The sequence below is a fragment of the Streptomyces sp. NPDC043996 genome (genome assembly GCF_056435225.1).
The window spans coordinates 120,258-138,928 of sequence record NZ_JBWKEY010000014.1 but is presented as its reverse complement, the minus strand read 5'-3'; the positions used below and the strand labels follow the sequence as shown (position 1 = coordinate 138,928).

13 protein-coding genes, 1 tRNA gene and 1 pseudogene are annotated in these 18,671 nt (G+C 73.4%); 9 read left to right on the top strand and 6 right to left on the bottom strand.

The window, feature by feature from the left end; all coding sequences use genetic code 11:
* Positions 1-116: 116 nt before the first annotated feature.
* On the bottom strand, positions 117-584 hold the full coding sequence (locus AC07A4_RS31865; RefSeq protein WP_478605350.1) for a GatB/YqeY domain-containing protein: 468 nt from the start codon (positions 582-584) through the stop codon (positions 117-119).
* A gap of 109 nt (positions 585-693) precedes the next feature.
* Between AC07A4_RS31865 and AC07A4_RS31860 the strand changes: the two genes are divergently transcribed.
* The 4 genes from AC07A4_RS31860 to AC07A4_RS31845 all read left to right on the top strand — a co-directional run bounded on the left by AC07A4_RS31860 (position 694) and on the right by AC07A4_RS31845 (position 7,559).
* Positions 694-1,629 (top strand): metallophosphoesterase, encoded by a 936-nt coding sequence (locus AC07A4_RS31860; protein WP_478605348.1) that lies wholly within the window; start codon positions 694-696, stop codon positions 1,627-1,629.
* 109 nt (positions 1,630-1,738) lie between these two features.
* Positions 1,739-1,812, top strand: a tRNA-Pro gene (locus AC07A4_RS31855).
* 546 nt (positions 1,813-2,358) lie between these two features.
* Entirely contained in the window at positions 2,359-6,351 is a 3,993-nt protein-coding gene (locus AC07A4_RS31850) for an nSTAND1 domain-containing NTPase (protein WP_478605345.1), read from the top strand.
* Positions 6,352-6,797: 446 nt separating this feature from the next.
* Positions 6,798-7,559 carry a glycosyltransferase family 2 protein gene (locus AC07A4_RS31845; protein ID WP_478605342.1) on the top strand — a complete coding sequence of 254 codons (762 nt, stop codon included), beginning with the start codon at positions 6,798-6,800 and terminating at the stop codon, positions 7,557-7,559.
* A gap of 46 nt (positions 7,560-7,605) precedes the next feature.
* On the opposite strand, the pseudogene AC07A4_RS31840 reads toward AC07A4_RS31845, so the two are convergent.
* The 3 genes and pseudogenes from AC07A4_RS31840 to AC07A4_RS31830 all read right to left on the bottom strand — a co-directional run.
* Positions 7,606-7,770 (bottom strand): annotated as a pseudogene (locus tag AC07A4_RS31840) (MerR family transcriptional regulator); the annotation flags it as partial.
* 432 nt (positions 7,771-8,202) lie between these two features.
* Positions 8,203-9,129, bottom strand: a complete 927-nt coding sequence (locus AC07A4_RS31835; protein WP_478605339.1) for an FkbM family methyltransferase — start codon at positions 9,127-9,129, stop codon at positions 8,203-8,205.
* A 59-nt stretch (positions 9,130-9,188) separates the two neighbouring features.
* The gene (locus tag AC07A4_RS31830) at positions 9,189-10,427 is read right to left on the bottom strand and encodes an amidohydrolase family protein (protein ID WP_478605336.1); all 1,239 of its coding nucleotides are present in this window, start codon (positions 10,425-10,427) and stop codon (positions 9,189-9,191) included.
* Positions 10,428-10,634: 207 nt separating this feature from the next.
* Here AC07A4_RS31830 and AC07A4_RS31825 point away from each other — a divergent pair, with 207 nt between their 5' ends.
* Together AC07A4_RS31825 and AC07A4_RS31820 are read left to right on the top strand one after the other, a co-directional pair.
* Positions 10,635-11,084, top strand: a complete 450-nt coding sequence (locus AC07A4_RS31825) for a DoxX family protein (protein ID WP_478605334.1) — start codon at positions 10,635-10,637, stop codon at positions 11,082-11,084.
* 150 nt (positions 11,085-11,234) lie between these two features.
* Positions 11,235-11,771 (top strand): hypothetical protein, encoded by a 537-nt coding sequence (locus AC07A4_RS31820; RefSeq protein WP_478605331.1) that lies wholly within the window; start codon positions 11,235-11,237, stop codon positions 11,769-11,771.
* 267 nt (positions 11,772-12,038) lie between these two features.
* Here AC07A4_RS31820 and AC07A4_RS31815 read toward each other — a convergent pair whose 3' ends face one another.
* Positions 12,039-12,533: a hypothetical protein gene (locus AC07A4_RS31815; protein WP_478605329.1), complete on the bottom strand. Its 495-nt coding sequence runs from the start codon at positions 12,531-12,533 to the stop codon at positions 12,039-12,041.
* A 525-nt stretch (positions 12,534-13,058) separates the two neighbouring features.
* Between AC07A4_RS31815 and AC07A4_RS31810 the strand changes: the two genes are divergently transcribed.
* Positions 13,059-13,784 carry a response regulator gene (locus tag AC07A4_RS31810; RefSeq protein ID WP_478605326.1) on the top strand — a complete coding sequence of 242 codons (726 nt, stop codon included), beginning with the start codon at positions 13,059-13,061 and terminating at the stop codon, positions 13,782-13,784.
* 300 nt (positions 13,785-14,084) lie between these two features.
* Here the strand turns inward: AC07A4_RS31810 and AC07A4_RS31805 are convergent, their stop codons facing one another.
* Positions 14,085-15,833, bottom strand: a complete 1,749-nt coding sequence (locus AC07A4_RS31805; RefSeq protein WP_478605323.1) for a sensor histidine kinase — start codon at positions 15,831-15,833, stop codon at positions 14,085-14,087.
* A gap of 399 nt (positions 15,834-16,232) precedes the next feature.
* On the opposite strand from AC07A4_RS31805, the gene AC07A4_RS31800 reads away from it, so the two are divergent.
* Together AC07A4_RS31800 and AC07A4_RS31795 are read left to right on the top strand one after the other, a co-directional pair.
* Complete coding sequence (locus AC07A4_RS31800) at positions 16,233-16,748, top strand: hypothetical protein (protein WP_478605320.1); 516 nt, start codon at positions 16,233-16,235, stop codon at positions 16,746-16,748.
* Between the two features lie 80 nt (positions 16,749-16,828).
* The gene (locus AC07A4_RS31795) at positions 16,829-18,661 is read left to right on the top strand and encodes a S9 family peptidase (protein WP_478605317.1); all 1,833 of its coding nucleotides are present in this window, start codon (positions 16,829-16,831) and stop codon (positions 18,659-18,661) included.
* Positions 18,662-18,671: the final 10 nt, after the last annotated feature.

Sequence of the window (18,671 nt, the reverse complement as noted above, 5' to 3'; positions counted from 1 at the left end):
GGCGTCCATCGCCGTACGTCACTCCTGAACGTACGAGAAGGGGGTGTCCCCCGAGCCGGACTCACCGGCCTCGGGGGGCACCCCCTTCACACGCGTGCGTCACACGCGCACCGCTGTCAGCCGCCCGCGAGCAGCCGCTTCACCGCGGCGGCGACCCGGCCGCCCTCGGCCTGACCGGCCACCTTCGGGTTCACGATCTTCATGACCTGGCCCATGGCCCGGGGCCCCTCCGCGCCCGCGGCCTTCGCCTCCGCGACGGCCTCGGCGACGATCCGCTCCAGCTCCTCGTCCGAGAGCTGCTGAGGCAGATACTCGGCGAGGACCTCGCCCTCCGCCTTCTCGCGCTCGGCCTGCGCGGGGCGGTCGCCCTTCTCGAAGGCCTCGGCGGCCTCGCGGCGCTTCTTCGCCTCGCGGGTGATCACCTTCTGCACCTCGTCGTCGGAGAGCACGCGCTTCTCCTTGCCCGCGACCTCTTCCGTGGTCACGGCGGCGAGGGTCATCCGGAGCGTCGAGGAGCGCAGCTCGTCACGCCCCTTGATCGCGGCGTTGAGGTCGTCCTGAAGCTTCGACTTGAGCGTGGTCATGGGGCAATTGTGGCAGGTGCACCGGGTCCGTGGCCCCTTCATTTCCGGGGCGGCCGCCTGGGGGCGACGGGACGTCATCGGGGAGTACGGGGTCTGACACGATGGAGGCATGCGCGCGCGATACGCAGTACCTCTGGGAATCACGGCGACGGCCGCGGCCGGTATCGCCTACTCGGTGGGCATCGAGGCCCGCCTCTTCCGGCTCCGACGGGTGACGGTCCCCGTCCTGCCCCCAGGGATGCGCCCGCTGCGCGTGCTCCAGGTCTCCGACATCCACATGGTGTCCGGCCAGCGCAAGAAGCAGCGCTGGCTGCGCTCGCTCGCGGGCCTGCGCCCCGACTTCGTCATCAACACGGGCGACAACCTGTCGGACCCCGAGGGCATCCCCGAGGTCCTGGACGCGCTCGGCCCGCTGATGGACTTCCCCGGGGCGTACGTCTTCGGCTCCAACGACTACTACGGGCCCAAACCCCGCAACCCCGCCCGCTACTTGCTCGAGAAGGTGCAGGGCCGCCACGGCCTGAACGGCAACGCGCCCGCGGTGGGCGTCATCCACATCCAGTGGGAGGACCTGCGCGACGGCTTCGACGCGGCGGGCTGGGTGAACCTCACGAACACCCGGGGCAGCCTCAAGATCGACGGCTATGAGATCGCGCTCACGGGCCTGGACGACCCGCACATCAAGCGGGACCGCTACGAGCACGTGGCGGGCGGCCCGGACCAGGCCGCCGACTTCTCCATGGGCGTCGTGCACGCCCCCTACCTACGCTCCCTGGACGCCTTCACCGCGGACGGCTACCCCCTGGTCCTGGCCGGCCACACCCACGGCGGCCAGGTCTGCGTCCCCTTCTACGGCGCCCTCGTCACCAACTGCGACCTGGACACGGACCGCGTGAAGGGCCTCTCCACGCACGAGGCCGGGGGCCACACCTCCTACCTCCACGTCTCCGCGGGCTGCGGCGCCAACCGCTACACCCCGTTCCGCTTCGCCTGCCCCCCGGAAGCGACCCTCCTGACCCTCACGGAGCGCACCTCCTGGACCTGACCGGCACCCCGCGGAAAACCGGATTTCGTCTCCGGCCACCGGTCCGCTAAAGTAATCGATGTCGCCGCGACCTGCGCAGCAAAGCTGACGGGGAGCGGACCATCGACATCGGGGTGTGGCGCAGCTTGGCAGCGCGCTTCGTTCGGGACGAAGAGGTCGTGGGTTCAAATCCCGCCACCCCGACAGTGCAGTAACCAGAAAGACCCGGTCTCCTTTTCAGGAGGCCGGGTCTTTCTGGTTTCGCGAGTGGGGGCCCCAGCCCGTGTGGTGATGGAGGGTGGGGCCCCGGCCCCGTGGGGGGGCGGGTGGAGGCGTCGTATCGGTACCGGTCCCTCCCCTCGTGGGGACCGGTACCAATCGACGCGAGCGGAGTCACCCCGGGCCGGGTCGGCGCGGGTGGGGAGCGTGTGGCTCCGCGGTGGGCGGTGCAGGAGCGGGCCGGTCGGCCGGCGGTGTGCGCGTGGTGCGTCGGTGCTACGGGCCCCCTTGCCCGTGCTGCGCGGCTCAGGCGAAAACCAGCCAGGTGCACGCGGTGCCGTCGGTCGCCGCTCAGGGCGCCGAGCTGATGGCCTGCCCGGACGCCGCGCGTGGGTTCGCCACTGCGCCGCGATCCTGCCAGTTTCGGCTTCCCGAGAGGAGGGTCCGGACGTCTCCGGACCACTTAATCGCAGGTCAGACGTATAGAGTGAGTTTTCCGGTCCGGATGTTCAGGCGCGGCGGAAGTAAGGGGTGGAGGCCTTGAGTTCCGACTCAGGGGCACGCACAGCCTTCGCGGAGCGCCTCGCGCTGCTGTACCAGGAGGCCGGAAACCCGCCACTCAAGCGCGTGGCCGAATCGGTCGCCCGGCTGCATCGCGTCGACGAACGCGGGCGGCCCGTACGGGTGTCCGCGCAGCGGATCAGCGACTGGCGGCGGGCCCGGAACGTGCCCGCCCAGTTCACCGCCCTCACCGCCGTCCTGCACGTCCTGATCCCCGAGGCGCGGCGCGAGCGGCCCACGCCCGTGTCCCCCGGCCTGTACGACCTCGCGCAGTGGCAGCGGCTGTGGGAGCGCGCGGTGGGCGACGGGGCCACGGCCGAAGAGGAGCCGCGCCCGGGCGAAGCTCCGGCCGTCGCCGGTGTCTGCCCCTATCGGGGGCTTGCCTCGTACCGGCAGCAGGACGCCCAGTGGTTCTTCGGCCGGGAGCGCAGCACGCGGGCCCTGGTCGCACAGTTGCGCGCGGCGGCGGCGACGGGCGGCCTCGTCATGCTCGTGGGCGCCTCGGGGGCGGGGAAGTCCTCGCTCCTCGACGCCGGTCTGGTGCCCGCCCTGCGGGACGGCGCGCTGAGCGGCGCGGACGGCGAGGCCGGGCCCGTGCTCAAGATCGTGCCGGGCGGCGATCCCCTCGCGGAGCTGACCGGCCGGATATCCGAGCTCGCGCACGTCGTCTCCGGCACGGAGGGGCCCGGTGCCCCCGGGTTCGCGGGCGCGGTGCGCGAAGCCGTCGCGGCGTGGGCGGGGCGCGAGGCCGCTGGCGGCGACCGCCCCGTCGTCATCGTGGACCAGTTCGAGGAGACGTTCACCCTCTGCGCCGACGACGCGGCCCGGCGTACGTTCATCCAGGTCCTGCACGCCGCGTGCGCGCCGCCTGGCTCCGGTGACCCCGCTCCCGCGCTCGTCGTGCTCGGCGTCCGCGCCGACTTCTACGAGGAGTGCCTCGGACACCCCGAGCTGGCCGACGCGCTGCAGCACCGGCACATGGTGCTCGGACCGCTGACCACCGCGGAGCTGCGCAACGCGGTGACGGGACCGGCCAAGGCCGTGGGCCTCGAACTCGAACCGGGGCTCGCGGAGCTGATCGTCCGCGAGGTGAGCACGGACGGGACCCGCGGAACGCACGACGCGGGCGTGCTGCCGCTGCTCTCCCACGCCCTGCTCGCCACCTGGCAGCGGCGCAAGGCGGGCCGCCTGACGCTGGCGGGCTACCGCGCGGCGGGCGGCATCCAGGGGGCGGTGGCGGCGACCGCCGAGCGCGCCTGGTCCGGGCTCGACCCGGCGGCGCGCACCGCCGCGCGCGTGCTGCTGCTTCGCCTGGTGCGGCTCGGCGAGGACACCCAGGCCACCCGGCGGCGGGGCGCGCGGCGCCAGCTGGCCGAGGAGTCGGCCGACCCCGGCAAGACGGAGGAGTCGCTCGAAGCGCTGGTCCGCGCCCGCCTCGTGACGCTCGACGCGGACACCGTGGAGATCACCCATGAGGCGCTGCTGCACGCCTGGCCGCGGCTGCGGGACTGGATCGACGAGGACCGCAACGACAATCTGCTGCGCCAGCGCCTGGAGGAGGACAGCCGCACCTGGGAGGAGTGCGGCCGCGACACGGCGCTGCTCTACCGGGGCTCCCGTCTGGAGCAGGCGCGCACCTGGGCACAGTCCGCCGGGGACACCTTCCTGACCCGGGGCGCGGCCGAATTCCTCGCCGCGTCGGCCGGGTTGCGCAGGCGCCTGCTCTGGCTCAGCCGGGCCGCGGTGGCCGCGCTCGTCGCCCTGGCCATGGTGGCCGTCGTCTCGGCGGTGGCCGCGTGGGAGCAGCGCAACGACGCGGTGTCCGAGCGGAACGACGCGGTGTTCGCCCAGGTGACCGCCGAAGCCGACCGCACGCGGGACACCGACCCCTCCCTGTCCGCCCAACTCGCCCTGGCGGCCCACCGGCTGCGCCCTGCCGACCAGGGCACGCGGAACCGGCTGGTCTCCATCGCGAACGCGCCCCTCGCCACCCCGCTCCTCGGCCACACCGGCGCCGTCTACCTCACCTCCTTCAGCCCGGACGGAAAGCTCCTGGCCACCGCCAGCTACGACCGGACCGTGCGGCTGTGGGACGTGTCGGACCGCACCCGCCCCCGGCGCCTCGGCTCCCCCCTCACCGGCCATACGAGCTGGGTGAGCACCGCGGTCTTCAGCCCCGACGGCCGTACCCTCGCCAGCGCTTCGGACGACGGCACGATCCGGTTCTGGGACGTGCGGGACCCCCGCCGTCCACGCCCGCTCGGCGCACCGGTGCCCGGCCGCGGCGGCACCATCTACCTGCTGGCCTTCAGCCCGGACGGGCGCACCCTTGCCTCCGCCCACGACGACCACCGCGTCCGGCTGTGGAGCGTGACCGGGCGTGGTGGGCCGCGGGCGATCGGCGCCCTGCCCGGCCACACAGCCGCCGTGCGCTCGGTGGCGTTCGGCACCGACGGACGCACCCTGGCGGCCGGGGGCGACGACGGCACGGTCCGGCTGTGGAACACGGCGCGGCCGCGCCACCCGGAACCGGTCGGCAAGGTGCTGACCGGCCACAAGGGCACGGTGCACTCGGTGGCCTTCAGCCCCGACGGCCGGACGCTCGCCAGCGGCGGCGTCGACAACACCATCCGGCTGTGGCAGGTCTCAGACCCGCGCCGCGCGCGGGCCCTCGGCACCCCGCTGACCGGCCACACCGGCCCCGTGTGGTCGGTGGCCTTCAACCCCGCGGGCACGATGCTGGCGGCGGGCAGCGCGGACACCACGGCGAGCCTGTGGAACGTCAGCGACCCCGCGCACCCATCCCAGGTCGGCGTGGAGCTCGCGGGCGGGCGCGGGGAGATGTACGCCCTCGGCTTCAGCCCCGACGGCCACACCCTCGCCACCGGGAGCGGCGACTACAAGGTCCGCCTGTGGTCGATACCGACGGCGGACATGATCGGCCGTACCGGAGCCTTCCGCCCGGACGGGAAGGTGCTGGCCACGGCCGCGCGCGACGAGCGGATCCGGCTGTGGGACGTGGAGCGGCCCCACCAGCCCGTCTCCCTCGGCGAACCGTTCCGGCCCGGCGAGGGAGACGTACGCGCGATGGTGTTCTCCCCCGACGGCCGCACGCTCGCGGTCATCACGGGAACCCGCTCGATGCGGCTGTGGGACGTCTCCGACCCGTCCCGCCCCGTCCCCCACGGGCCGCCCGTCGCGCTGCGGACGCGGTTCGCGGCGTCCCTGGCCTTCACCGCGGACGGGCACACCCTGGCAACTCCCTATAACGATCGTTCTATTCAGCTGTGGGACGTACGGGACCCCGCGCGCGTACGTCCGCTCGGCGCTCCCCTCACCGGCCACAAGGGCTACGTCAACGCCCTCGCCTTCAGCACGGACGGCCTCTCCCTGGCCAGCGCCAGCGCGGACGGCACGGTCCGGCTGTGGAACGTGACCGAGCCGCGGCACACCACCCGCCGCGGCAAGCCCCTCCAGGGGCACCTGGGGCCCGTCAACATGCTCGCGTACAGCCCGGACGGCAACACCCTGGCCAGCGGCAGCGACGACGGCACGATCCGCCTGTGGAACGTCTCCGACCCCCTCGAAACGCCGCGTCTCGACGCCTCTCTGACCGGGCACACCGACGCCGTCAGGGAGCTGACGTTCAGCGAGGACGGGCGCACCCTGGCGAGCGGCAGCCACGACAACACGGTCCGCCTCTGGGCCGTCGCCCGCCCCGCCGAAGCCGCGCCCATCGGGCAATCCCTGAGCCCCAACGCCAAGACGGGCGACTTTTTGTCGTTCAGTCCACAAAGCCACATGCTCGGGGTTTCCAGCGGCACCGATACCGTCCGGCTGTGGAACCTGGACACCGGCGAGGCGATTCGCCGTATTTGCTCGACAACGCGGGGCGTCCTGACCGAAGAGAAATGGCACGAATATCTGCCCCGGCTCTCCTACGCGCCGCCGTGCGACGCGTAGCCGTTCTTGCTAGTTCCCGCTAGTTCTCGCTAGTTCTCGCGGCACTTACGGATCACCGCGCGTGATCCCGATCACAACTCACCATCCCGGACGGGCGGTTCACTCCCGCCGCCCACGCGGGCTTGGTACGGTGAGGCGTAGCCCGATCGCTGGTGCATCCCCCGTCGCCAGCGATCGGGCCCTTCCATGATCCCGCCGCGATCCCACCGCTCGGCAGCCCCCGTGATTGCATTCTCCGCAACGCGCATTCCGATGCGTACGACCGGAGGGCCGAATGAAGGCAATGGATCGATTCAGCCTGCATGGACCCCTCGCGGAACCCCTGGGGAACCCCTGGTAACCCCTATGCCCGGCGCTTCCGCGGTCCTTGCCTCGCTTCTTCTCCGGCACTTCTGCATCGTGGATTCGACGCGTTCCCACCCCCGTCTGAAAGGTGGTGTGTGCCCGTGAACCGGCGCATCATCATCGTCACCGCCGTGCACGCGCCGTCGGCCCGCTTCTTACCGGACGCGTACGACTCGATCCGCGCGCAGGAGCTCCCCGAGGGCTGGGAGTGGCACTGGCTCATCCAGGAGGACGGGCGCGGCGACGAGGTCGCCCGCTTCGTGCCGGACGACGACCGGGTGACCTTCGCGCAGGGCAGGGCCGGGGGCCCCGGCGTGGCCCGCACGATGGCGCTCGCCCGCGTCGACGGCGACTACGCGAAGGTCCTGGACGCCGACGACCAGCTCCCGCCGGGCGCGCTCGCCCGCGACTTGGCCGCCCTCGAAGCCGACGGCACCCTCGCCTGGGCCACGTCACGCGTCCTTGACCTCCTTCCTGACGGCTCCACGGCCGCGTTCCCCGGCGACCCCGAGCACGGGCCGATCGAGCGCGGGACGGTCCTTGACCGCTGGAAGGCGGACGGCTTCCGGCCCCCCGTCCACCCCGCGACGCTGTTCGTACGCCGTGACCTGCTGCTCGCCCTGGGGGGCTGGATGGCGCTGCCCGCCTCGGAGGACACCGGGCTGCTGCTCGCCCTCAGCTCCGTGGCCCGGGGCTGGTTCTCGGCCGAGGTCGGGCTGCTCTACCGCAAGTGGGAGGGCCAGGCCACGGGCCAGGCCCCGCACACCGACGCCGTGGAGCGCGCGGCGCGCATGGCGGTCGTGGAGTCGCGGGCCCGGGCGCTCGCGCACGTCCAGTGGCGCTACCCGGACCGCTCCTGCTGACCGGCGCGGCACCGCTCCGCGCGGTGGGCGAGCGCCTCGACGACGCGGCGAGGGTCCGGATGCGGATGAGGTCCACCGCCGCCTGCGCGCTGTAGCGACGGTAGCCGGAGGCGTCGCGCTCGGGCTCGGGCAGCAGGCCCACGTGGTGGTAGTGGCGTACGGTGCGCACGGTCACCACGGCGGTCGCCGCGAGCTGCCCGATCGTGAGCACCGTCCTCCTCCGCTCGTCGTACGACGGCCGTACCGCGTTCGTCGTCGTCGCGTCGAGTCGAGTCTCAGCAGACCTGGTGAAGTCCGTTGCGGTTCGGCGGCGCTCCGAAGGGGCGCGGGGCTGTGCACATGTGCGGCTCCGCCGCGTGGTGCCGCCGCGGTCGTACACGACGGCGGTGGTGAACCGCGCGACCTCCTCCTGGACGCCGTAGTAGTCGAGGCCGACCGCGCTGGCGCCCGGCAGGAACACCACGGCGGGGCCGCCGCCGCCCGCGCGCCGCACGAACAGGCGGCGTCCTTCGATCTCCTGGAACCCTCCGACCGGCGGCGCGGGCCTGGCCGGGGATGTGCTGTCGTTCGTCATGCGGCCAGGCTCCAACCCTGACGCAGGGGCAGGGTCAACCCTGATCCGGCGCCATCGGCGGGGGCGGCGTCACACCAGCGTCTCGGCGTCCACCCGCGAGAAGATCAGGTCGCTCTCGGCCGTGACCGGGCCGCGCCAGCGCACCGGAGGCCGGGGACGGCGCAGGGCGCCCGGGTAGCTCTCCGGGGCGTAGTCGTTGGCCAGGCGGTAGGTGTGGAAGCCGTGCGCGCGCATCGTCTCCAGCAACTCCTCGACGGAGTCGCCCAGTTGCGCCATGCGGTCCGGAGTCACCTCCACCGCGATCTCCGCGTCGGGGCGGAGCTCGCCGAGCATCGGGGCGAGCCCGCGCACGACCCCGCCCTCCGCGCCCTCCACATCGATCTTGATCACCCGGGCCCGTGCGATCTCGTCCGGCTCCAGGAGCTCGGGCAGCGGGCGCGCCTCGGCCTCGAAGGTGGACTCCGCGGGCCCGTCCCACGGCACGACGCTGTTCGCGCCCATGTTCCGCGAGCTCGCGAGGACGAAGGTGAGCGTCCTGGAGCGGTCGGAGACCGCGGCGTTGACCGCGCGGATGTTGGCGCACCCGTTGAGCTCGGCGTGCTGGAGCACCCGCCGGTGGAACACGGGGGACGCCTCGACCGCCACCACCCGGCCCGCCGCCCCGACGAGACGGGAGCCGTAGACGCTCAGGAACCCGACGTTCGCGCCCACGTCGACCAGGACGTCCCCGGGCCGCAGGCGGCTGGCCAGCCACGCCATCAGATGCGGCTCCCAGGCCCCGTACAGATACACGTACCGCTGGATCAAGTCCTGGGTGTCGACGGCGAACCTGGCCCCGAACCGGGCCTCGGTCACCCGCCGCCGCGGGTGCTCGCGCAGCCACGGGTTCAGACAGCGCGCGGCGAGCGCGGCCTTGCCGAAGGTCCCGGGGGCGTCCCGCACGTACCGCCTGCCGAGCGTCGCCAGGACCTCCGACACCGCGCCGCCGCCACTCATCGCTCTCGCCTCTCCCACGGGACCGCGCGAACCTCGGCGCCGGGCAGGGCGCGCACCGCTCAGGCGGTGGCCGCGGCCGTCCGATCCCGATCGAACGGCAGGTCCAGCATACGAATCGCGTTGCCGCGAAGGAGCTTGTACGCCACGTCATCGGGGAGCCCGCCGACGTGCTCGGCGGCGACCCGCTTGGTGTGCGGCCAGGTCGAGTCGACGTGCGGGTAGTCGGTCTCGAAGGTGGCGTTGTCGACGCCGACGGTCTCGATGGCCTCGATGCCGTGCCGGTCGCGGAAGAAGCAGCAGAAGATCTGCCGGTAGTAGTACGTCGACGGGGGCTCGGGGATCAGATCGCGCACCCCGCCCCACGCGCGGTGCTCCTCCCACACGTCGTCCGCCCGCTCCAGGGCGTACGGAATCCAGCCCATCTGCCCCTCGCTGTAGGCGAGTTTCAGCCTCGGGAACCGCACCAGGACTCCCGAGAACAGGAAGTCCATCATGGAGGCCATCGCGTTGTTGAAGGACAGCGCGGCCTGCACGGCGGGCGGCGCGTCCGGCGAGGCGGCGGGCATCTGGGAGCTGCTCCCGATGTGCATGTTCACCACCGTGCCCGTCTCCTCGCAGGCGGCGAAGAACGGGTCCCAGTACCCGCAGTGGATCGACGGCAACCCCAGATGGGTCGGGATCTCGGAGAACGTCACCGCCCGCACCCCGCGCGCGGCGTTGCGCCGGATCTCCGCGACGGCGAGCTCCACGTCCCACAGCGGGATCAGGCACAGCGGGATGAGGCGCCCGCCGCTGTCCCCGCACCACTCCTCCACCATCCAGTCGTTGTACGCGCGGACGCAGGCCAGGGCGACCTCCTTGTCCCGCGCCTCGGCGAACGTCTGCCCGCAGAACCTCGGGAACGTCGGGAAGCACAGCGACGCCTCGACGTGGTTGAGGTCCATGTCCGCGAGCCGCGCCTTCGGGTCCCAGCAGCCGCGCCGCATCTGCTCGCGCGTGATCCCGTCCAGCGTCATCTCGTCCCGCGAGAAGCCGACGGCGGCGATGATCCGCTTGTACGGGAAGACCTCGCCCTCGTACCGCCACCAGTCCGTGATCTGGCCGCCCGGGTCGGTGGTGAAGCGGTACTTCCCGCCGACGTACTCCAGCTCTCCGATCCCGGCGGTGAAGGGCTGGGGGCCCTTGTCGCGGTACTTGCCGGGGAGCCAGGTGGCGAAGAGGTGCGCGGGCTCGATCACGTGGTCGTCCACGCTGATGACCCTGGGAATGTCGCTGGTACCGGACTCATTGCCGCTCATGGCCGCAGCCCCCTGCCCGCCGCCCGCTGGTACGGGCGCCTCGAATCTGACGATCCATCAGATCGAGAGTAGGGGGGCGCTCCGGCGACGGCAAGCGGGGTCGGCGAAGCCGTGCCCCTTGCGGGACGCGCACCCATCCGCTGAACTGACGCTCCGTCAGATATGTCAGGTCCTTTGGTTCGCTCCACCTACGGAAGGGGCTCCACCATGCAGACGCTCTGGCTCGGCGGCGCCGAGTGGTTCGCGGTGCTGAGGATCGGCCTCGGCCTGTGGTGGCTGGAGAGCTGGCGGCACAAGGACAAGAAGAGCTGGTTCTCCGGCGGCGGCATCGGATGGGCCGCGGGCGTCGCCGAGAAGCACCGCTGGCCCGTCGTGCGCCAGGGCTTCGACACGCTGGTCAGGCCGCGGCCGCGGCTGATGGCCCACGTCGTCGCGCACGCGGAGCTGGCGCTCGGCCTCGGCCTGGTCGGGGGCTTCCTCACCCCGGTCGCGCTGGCCTGCGGCCTCGTCCTCAACCTGATCTACCTCGTCCTCATGATCCACGACTGGGCCGAGCAGGGGCAGAACCTCATGATGGCCCTGATCTCGGCCGTGGCCCTGTTCGGCATGAGCTGGCAGACGTGGTCCCTGGACGAGACGTGGGGCCTCTTCCTTTAAAGCCGCTCGGTCTGGTTCCTGTAAGGCCGCCCGGTCTGGTTCCTGCAAGGCCGCCCGGTCTGGTTCCTGCAAGGCCGCCCGGTCTGGCCGCTCGGTCTGGCTAGTTGGCCTTCGGCATGGCACCCTGCCGGGCACTCGAAGGAGGTGGCCATGGGCGCGTCCAGCAGGAGTGGCCGGCCGGAGGCATCGCGCGCGCGGGACGCGGTGGGGTCCGGCGCGGAACAGGCGCTTCAGGACCGGCACCTCGCGCGCGCCAGGAGCGCCTACGGGCGTGCCGTCGGCGCGTGCCGGCGCGCGGGCATCGAGCCGGACCAGGCGGAAGCCGTACCGAGCGGCCCCGCGGCGCGCGCCGCGAACGCGGTCCGCCTGTCGGCGCGGTCGATCGCCGAGGCCGAGGCCCGCGCGCCCGACCCCGCCGCGGCCGCCCGCTGCGCGAGGAACGCCGCCGCTGCCGCCGCCGTCGCGGCCCAGGCGGCCCACGGCGCCGACGACGGCGGCGCGCTCGCGGACGCCGCCCTCCGGGCCGCCGTCCGGGCCTCCCAGACCTCCGCCGAGGCCGCGGGCGGACACGACGCGGGCCGCGACGAAACCCTGACGACACGGGCCGACGCGGCGGAGAGGGAGGCGGGTGTGGCGGCGAGGCGAGCGGGGTGGACCGCAGCGGCACCGGCCGCCTCCGGCGCGTAAGGACGAGCCCGCGAGCACGAGATTCACCCCACCCGCCCGCCCGTTGATCGCGCTGCGCGCTCGTCCTCAAACGCCGGACGGGCTGAAACTGTCGCAGCCACGGCCGCGTGTATTCAGCCCGTCCGGCGTTTGAGGACGAGGCGCGCAAGCGCCGACGGGCTGTGAGCGGGGGAACGGGGACAGCCGCACCCGGAAAGCCCTTACTGGACACCAGAAAGCAAGCCAACGTGACGCAGATCACGCCCAGTTGACACCGGCGCCCCCGCCTCACGCGGAGGTACGGTCACGCGCACCCAACCACCGCCCACACGCCCGCCGAAAGCCCGGCGACGCAAGCCCGGCCCCAGCCGCCAGCACCACCGAGACGACGGCGAGCCAGAACGCCACCGGGTTGAGATAGCCGGGAACGCCCGCGGTATAGGTGCCGTCACCAGCGACATGGCACCCGAAGCGCAACGGGAAGTACGTGGGCTCGTACGCGTCGACGCGCGCCGCACGGGCGGCGCCCACCGCGTCCCGGCACAACTGGTCGCGCGTCGTCACATCGAGGCCGAAGAGGTGCGTGGCCGCCTTGCCGTAGAGGCCGACCGCGCCCGCCGCCGAAAGCGCCGCGGCGCCGCGCAACGCGCTCCTCGGGGTGAGCCCGCGCCCGCGCACGGTCCCCCAGGCGTACGCCACCAAGGACACGACCGCGATCACGGCGATCAGGACGATGCCCATCAGGGAGATGACGCTGTGTTCGCCGGAGAAGTCCGAAGTCATTTGGTTTGCCTCACTTTGCCGTCACGGGAAAGTATCAGAGGCTTCTCCGACGATCGATGGGCACCGGGGGCATCGGGGGCACCGGGACACCGGGGGCCCAAGGCGCCCCCATGGGGCGCCGCCCACGCGGCCGCACAGCCGCCGGGCGCACGTCTGCGCCTGCGCGGCCGCTCCCCTGCGGCCGCGCAGGCGGGGTGCGGAGCTTGCTGGACATGTCCTCAGCCTCGCCGCACCAGGACGGTTCCGGTGCCGCCTCGTCGTCTCGGCACCGGGACCCGTTGTCAGGAGCTGCTCAACACTTAGGGTGCCCTGCGGGGGAGGGGTACCGCGAGGGCCAAGTGGCCCTGCTCTTGGACCACTTGGACCCCGGCCGGGGACCCGGGCGGGCCGTTTGGCCCCTGGCAGGTGCAAGCCCTTACCGTCACCCTCGTAAGGGCCGAGGGGAACGGAGCGCCGGACCGGCGCGCCCGGCCGGGCGGCGGCGCCGCGGCCCCTGGGGCCCACCGGCGAATTGAGGGGGCAGCGATGAACACACCTGCCGCGGCGGCGCGTCCACCGGCGGACCGGAAGGCCTCCATCCGGGTCTTCCTCCTGGACGACCACGAGGTCGTCCGCAGGGGCCTGCGCGACCTCCTGGACAGCGAGCCCGACATCGAGGTGGTCGGCGACGCCGGGACCGGCGCGCAGGCGCTGGTGCGCGGGCCCGCGCTGCGCCCGGACGTGGCGGTGCTCGACGTGCGCCTGCCGGACGGCGACGGCATCTCGGTGTGCCGGGAGCTGCGCTCGCTGATGCCCGAGCTCGCGTGCCTGATGCTCACGTCGTTCGACGACGAGGACGCGCTCCTCGACGCGATCATGGCGGGGGCGTCCGGCTACGTCCTGAAGCAGATCAAGGGCTCGGACCTGGTGACGGCGGTACGGACCGTGGCCTTGGGGCAGTCGCTGCTCGACCCGGCCACGACCGCGCGCCTGATGCGGACGCTGCGGGGCGCGGAGGAGGAGCCGCCGCCCGGGGACGCGCGGCTCGCCGTGCTCAACGACCGGGAGCAGGCCATCCTCGCCCTCATCGGCGAGGGCCTGACGAACCGCCAGATCGGCCGGAAGCTCTACCTCTCCGAGAAGACCGTCAAGAACCACATCTCCCGCATGCTGGCCAAACTGGGCGTGGAACGCCGCGTCCAGGCCGCGGTGCTCGCGGCCCAGGTCAAGCGCCCGGGGACGGACGAGGGGGCGCGGCCGGGGGCGCTCTAGGGGTGGGGGCGCCGGGGGGCGGTCCAGGGGTGGGGATGCGGGGGCGGGGGGCCTTCGGAGGCGCTCGGGGCCTGCGGCGGCGGGCGGCTAAGCGGTGCTCGGAGGTGCCTGGCAGGCCGGGGGCCCGCCGTTCGCCGTACCCCTCCGGGCGGCAGCCATCCGTCCTTCGGGCGCGGCACCGCCGAGGGCGCATGGGGCTTGCGGGAGCATGTGGCAGTTCGCGGCGGCGCCATGGCGCTTCGGCGCGCCTGACCGGTCGGGGCGCTCGGCCTTCCCGGCGGGGTGCGCCCCGCGCGCTGGCTACCCCGGCGTGCCCGGAAGGGGAACCCGCCACTCCAGGCGGGTGCCCGCCCGGTCCCCGGCCCGTACCGTCAGCTCGCCGCCGAGGCGGGCGGCCCGTTCGGCGAGGTTGCGCAGGCCCGCGCCGTGGCCGCCGTCCAGAGGGGCGGGGAGCGGCTCGCCGGGGCGGGCGATGCCCACGCCGTCGTCGACGACCGCGAGTTCCAGGACGCCGTCGCGGACGATCAGGGCGGCCTCCGCGCGGTGCGCCCGTGCGTGCCGGGCGACGTTGGCCAGGCCCTCGTTCAGGACGGCGATCACGTCGTCGGCGACCGCGCGCGGCACGTCCGTGTCGACGAGGCCCTCCATGCGCAGGGCGGGCGTGAAGCCGAGCGCCCCCGCGGCGTCCTCCACCGCCCGCACCACGCGCACGCGAAGGCCCGCCGCGCCGCCCGGCGCCTCGTGGTCGCGCAGGCCGAAGATGGTCGAGCGGATGATCTTGATGGTGGCGTCCAGGTCGTCGACCGCGCGGTGCAGCCGCTCGGCGGCGCCGGGGTGCTCGACGAAGCGCTGCACGCTCTGCAGCGTCATGCCGGTCGCGAACAGGCGCTGGATCGCCAGGTCGTGCAGGTCGCGGGCGATGCGGTCGCGGTCCTCCAGGAGGCTCATCTGCTCGGCGTCGCGCCGCCGGTCGGCGAGTTCGAGGGCCAGCGCGGCCTGCCCGGCGAAGCCCGTCAGCGGGGTGGTCTCCGTCTCCGAGAAGCCGGGGCGGCCCGCGCTGCGGGCGAGCAGCAGGACGCCGCGCACGCCGTCACGGGTGCTCATCGGGACGGCGACGGCCGCGCCGAGGCCCTCCCACCGGTCCACCTTGTACGTCACGCGCGGGTCCTTGCGCACATCGGTGGCCACCACCAGCTTCTGCGCGTCCAGGGCGGCGCCCGCGAGGGTGCCCTGGCGCGGCAGGGTCGCCCCCTGGTGGGCGCCCGCGCGCTCGCCGATGGCGATGTCCACGCGCAACTCGCCGTCGCCCTGCACCAGTTCGATCATGCCGAGCTCCGCCGACGTCAACTCCCTGGCCCGCTCCGCCATCAGCTCCAGGACCCGGGCCTGGGACGTGCCGGACAGCAGCGCGCTGGTGACCTCCGCGCTCGCCTGGAGCCAGCGCTCGCGCAGCCGCGCCTCCTCGTACAGGCGGGCGTTCTCCACGGCCACGCCCGCGGCGACGGCGAGCGTGGACAGGACCGACTCGTCCTCGGCGTCGAACTCGGCGCCGCCGTGCTTCTCCGTCAGGTAGATGTTCCCGAAGACCTTGTCGCGTACGCGGATCGGCACCCCGAGGAAGGTCCGCATCGGCGGGTGGTGCGAGGGGAAGCCCGAGGACGCCGGGTGCTCGGAGAGGTCGCCGAGGCGCAGCGGCTGGGGGTTGCGGATCAGTTCGCCGAGCAGCCCGTGCCCCGAGGGCAGGTCGCCGATCTCGGCGCGCAGCTCGTCGCTCATGCCCACCGGCAGGAACTCGTCCAGCATGCGGCCCTCGCCGATCACCCCGAGCGCGCCGTACTCGGCGTCCACCAGGGCCACGGCCGTCTCGACGATGCGTCTCAGGACCTGGGCGAGGTCCAGCTCCCTGCCGACCGACAGGACGGCCTCCAGGAGGCTGTGCAGCCGGTCGCGGGTGCCGCGGACCGTGCCGATGCGTGCCGCGAGCTCTTCGAGCAGGTCGTCGAGGCGGAGGCGCGGCAACTGCCCGCCGTCCGCGCTTTGCTGGCCCATCGGCTCCTCCACCCGAGCAGACGTGCACGTCTCCGCCCCGCGTACCGACGCTCACCGTAGCCGGTTCATGGCGGTGCGTGGAGGTCCTTCACGCGGAGCGCCCCAGACCCGCCCCTTCCCGAACCGGGTGCTGCTGCCCCCGTTCCCCCGCTCAAAGCCAATCGGCGCTCCGCGCCTCGTCCTCAAACGCCGGACGGGCTGAAACCTGCCGCTTGCGGCGAGAGTTTTAGCCCGTCCGGCGTTTGAGGACGAGCGCGCAAGCGCGATGGAGGGGCGGGTGGGTGGGGGAAAGAGCCCGCGGAGCGGCGATATCGGGGGTGCTGCGCGACAGCGTGTTCCGTGCCGCGGCCCTGGGGTGTCACCATGCTCACCTCGGGCGTACGGGGGCGGGAGGCGTGCATGGCTGAGGTGTTCTTGCGGCGGCTGACGCGGTGGCAGGCGGAACAGCAGCGCGAGGACGTGGCGACGGTGTACGCGGCCTGCCACGACCAGGATCGCCAGGGCTTCCTGGAGCGCTTCGAACGGCACGTACAGGAGCGGGACTTCGACATGGTGGCCGCCGCGTCGGCCACCGGGCTCGTCGGCTGTCTGTACGGGTACCGCGCCGCGCCGGACACCCCGCACTTCGCGGCGCTGCGGGACGTCCTGCCGCCCGCGGCGGCGGGGCCCGCGGCCTCCGGGCGCCTGTTCCTGCTCGTGGAACTCATGGTGCTTCCGGAGCGGCGGCGCCGGGGCACGGCCACGCGCATGCGGGAGCTGCTGCTGTCCCGGCACCGGACGGACGTCGTCCTCAGCACGCTCGCGGAGCCCGGCGACGGGTCCGCGCACGAGGTGCTGCGGGCCTGGTCGTGCACGAAGCTCGGCGAGTTCGCGACGCCGCCGCGGGAGGCGTGGCTGCACCCCGGCGGGGCCTAGAGCCCGTCCGGCCGGAGAGTTATCCACAGGCTGGGGACCCTCGGCAGCGCGGAACCGGTGTCGTTCGGCACTATGGGGTCATGAGTGAGACGGGTACGCAGGAGAACGCAGGCAACGGAAGCGACGCGGGAGGCGCCGCGGCCCTGCCCGACTGGGAGAAGCGCTTCCGCGCGCCGCGCGTCTCCCTGCCGGACTGGGCCGAGGACGCCCCGGACCGCTCCCTCTTCGTGTCGAACGCGACGGGGACGTACGAGCTGTACGCCTGGGACCGCACCACCGGTGACCAGCGCCAGGTCACCGACCGGGCGAACGGCACGACGGACGGCACGGTCTCCCCGGACGGCCAGTGGATCTGGTGGTTCAACGACAAGGACGGGGACGAGTTCGGCGTGTGGCTGCGCCAGCCCTTCACCGGCGGCGCGGACGAGCCCGCCGTGCCCGGCCTCGCCCCCTCCTATCCGGCGGGCCTCGCCCTCGGCAGGGACGGCCGCACGGTCGTGGTCGGCCGCTCCACCGACGAGGAAGGATCGACGGTCCACGTGGCCCGCGCCGGAGCCGAGCCCGTCGAGATCTACCGCCACCGCGAGTCCGCGGGCGTCGGCGACCTCTCGCACGACGCCACCCTGATCGCCATCGAGCACACGGAGCACGGCGACGCGATGCACTCCGCGCTGCGCGTCCTGCGCCTGGATGGCTCGGTGGTCGCCGATCTGGACGACACCAAGGGCGGCGAGGTCGACCTGGGCCTGGAGGTCCTCGGCTTCGCCCCGGTCGACGGGGACACCCGGCTGCTCGTGGGCCACCAGCGCCGCGGCCGCTGGGAGCCGATGGTGTGGGACGTGGCCACGGGCGAGGAGACGGACCTGGCCCTCGACCTGCCGGGCGACGTGTCGGCGGAGTGGTATCCCGACGGCTCGGCCCTGCTCGTCGCGCACGGCTTCGAGGCCCGCGGCGACCTGTGGCGGTACGACCTCGCGACGCGCGAGCTGACCCGCGTCGAGACCCCCAAGGGCTCCGTCTCGGGCGCCACCGCCCGCCCGGACGGCACCGTGGAGTACATGTGGTCGTCGGCCGCCGAGCCGCCCGTCCTGCGCTCCACCTCCGGCGCCGTCGTCCTGGACCCGCCCGGCATGAAGGCGCCCCGCTCGGTGCCCGTGACGGACGCCTGGGTCGAGGGTCCGGGCGGCCGCATCCACGCCCTGGTGCAGAAGCCCGCGGGGGCCACCGGCCCGCTCCCCACGATCTTCGAGGTCCACGGCGGCCCCACCTGGCACGACAGCGACGCCTTCGCCGCGGGCCCCGCCGCCTGGGTCGACCACGGGTACGCGGTGGTGCGGGTCAACTACCGCGGCTCCACGGGGTACGGCCGCGAGTGGACCGACGCCCTCAAGCACCGCGTCGGCCTCATCGAGCTCGAGGACATCGCGGCGGTGCGCGAGTGGGCCGTCTCCTCCGGTCTCGCCGACCCCGACCGCCTGATCCTCTCCGGCGGCTCCTGGGGCGGCTATCTCACCCTGCTCGGCCTCGGCACCCAGCCCGACGCCTGGGCGCTCGGCCTCGCCGCGGTGCCCGTCGCGGACTACGTGACGGCGTACCACGACGAGATGGAGGCCCTGAAGGCGATGGACCGCACGCTCTTCGGGGGCACGCCCGAGGAGGTGCCCGAGCGCTTCGCGGCCTCGTCGCCGCTGACGTACGTGGACGCGGTGAAGGCGCCGGTGTACGTCTCCGCCGGGGTCAACGACCCCCGCTGCCCCATTCGGCAGGTGGAGAACTACGTGGACCGGCTCGCGGCGCGGGGGGCGGTGCACGAGGTGTATCGGTACGACGCCGGGCACGGGTCGCTCGTCGTGGACGAGCGGATCAAGCAGGTGTCCCTGGAACTGGACTTCGCGCGGCGCCACCTCGCCTGACCCTCGCGGG

Coding starts and splice junctions, on each gene's coding strand:
- AC07A4_RS31865 (WP_478605350.1), bottom strand. CDS start 584: ATGACCACGCTCAAGTCGAAGCTTCAGGACGACCTCAACGCCGCGATC.
- AC07A4_RS31860 (WP_478605348.1), top strand. CDS start 694: ATGCGCGCGCGATACGCAGTACCTCTGGGAATCACGGCGACGGCCGCG.
- AC07A4_RS31835 (WP_478605339.1), bottom strand. CDS start 9,129: ATGAGTGGCGGCGGCGCGGTGTCGGAGGTCCTGGCGACGCTCGGCAGG.
- AC07A4_RS31830 (WP_478605336.1), bottom strand. CDS start 10,427: ATGAGCGGCAATGAGTCCGGTACCAGCGACATTCCCAGGGTCATCAGC.
- AC07A4_RS31825 (WP_478605334.1), top strand. CDS start 10,635: ATGCAGACGCTCTGGCTCGGCGGCGCCGAGTGGTTCGCGGTGCTGAGG.
- AC07A4_RS31820 (WP_478605331.1), top strand. CDS start 11,235: ATGGGCGCGTCCAGCAGGAGTGGCCGGCCGGAGGCATCGCGCGCGCGG.
- AC07A4_RS31815 (WP_478605329.1), bottom strand. CDS start 12,533: ATGACTTCGGACTTCTCCGGCGAACACAGCGTCATCTCCCTGATGGGC.
- AC07A4_RS31810 (WP_478605326.1), top strand. CDS start 13,059: ATGAACACACCTGCCGCGGCGGCGCGTCCACCGGCGGACCGGAAGGCC.
- AC07A4_RS31805 (WP_478605323.1), bottom strand. CDS start 15,833: ATGGGCCAGCAAAGCGCGGACGGCGGGCAGTTGCCGCGCCTCCGCCTC.
- AC07A4_RS31800 (WP_478605320.1), top strand. CDS start 16,233: ATGGCTGAGGTGTTCTTGCGGCGGCTGACGCGGTGGCAGGCGGAACAG.
- AC07A4_RS31795 (WP_478605317.1), top strand. CDS start 16,829: ATGAGTGAGACGGGTACGCAGGAGAACGCAGGCAACGGAAGCGACGCG.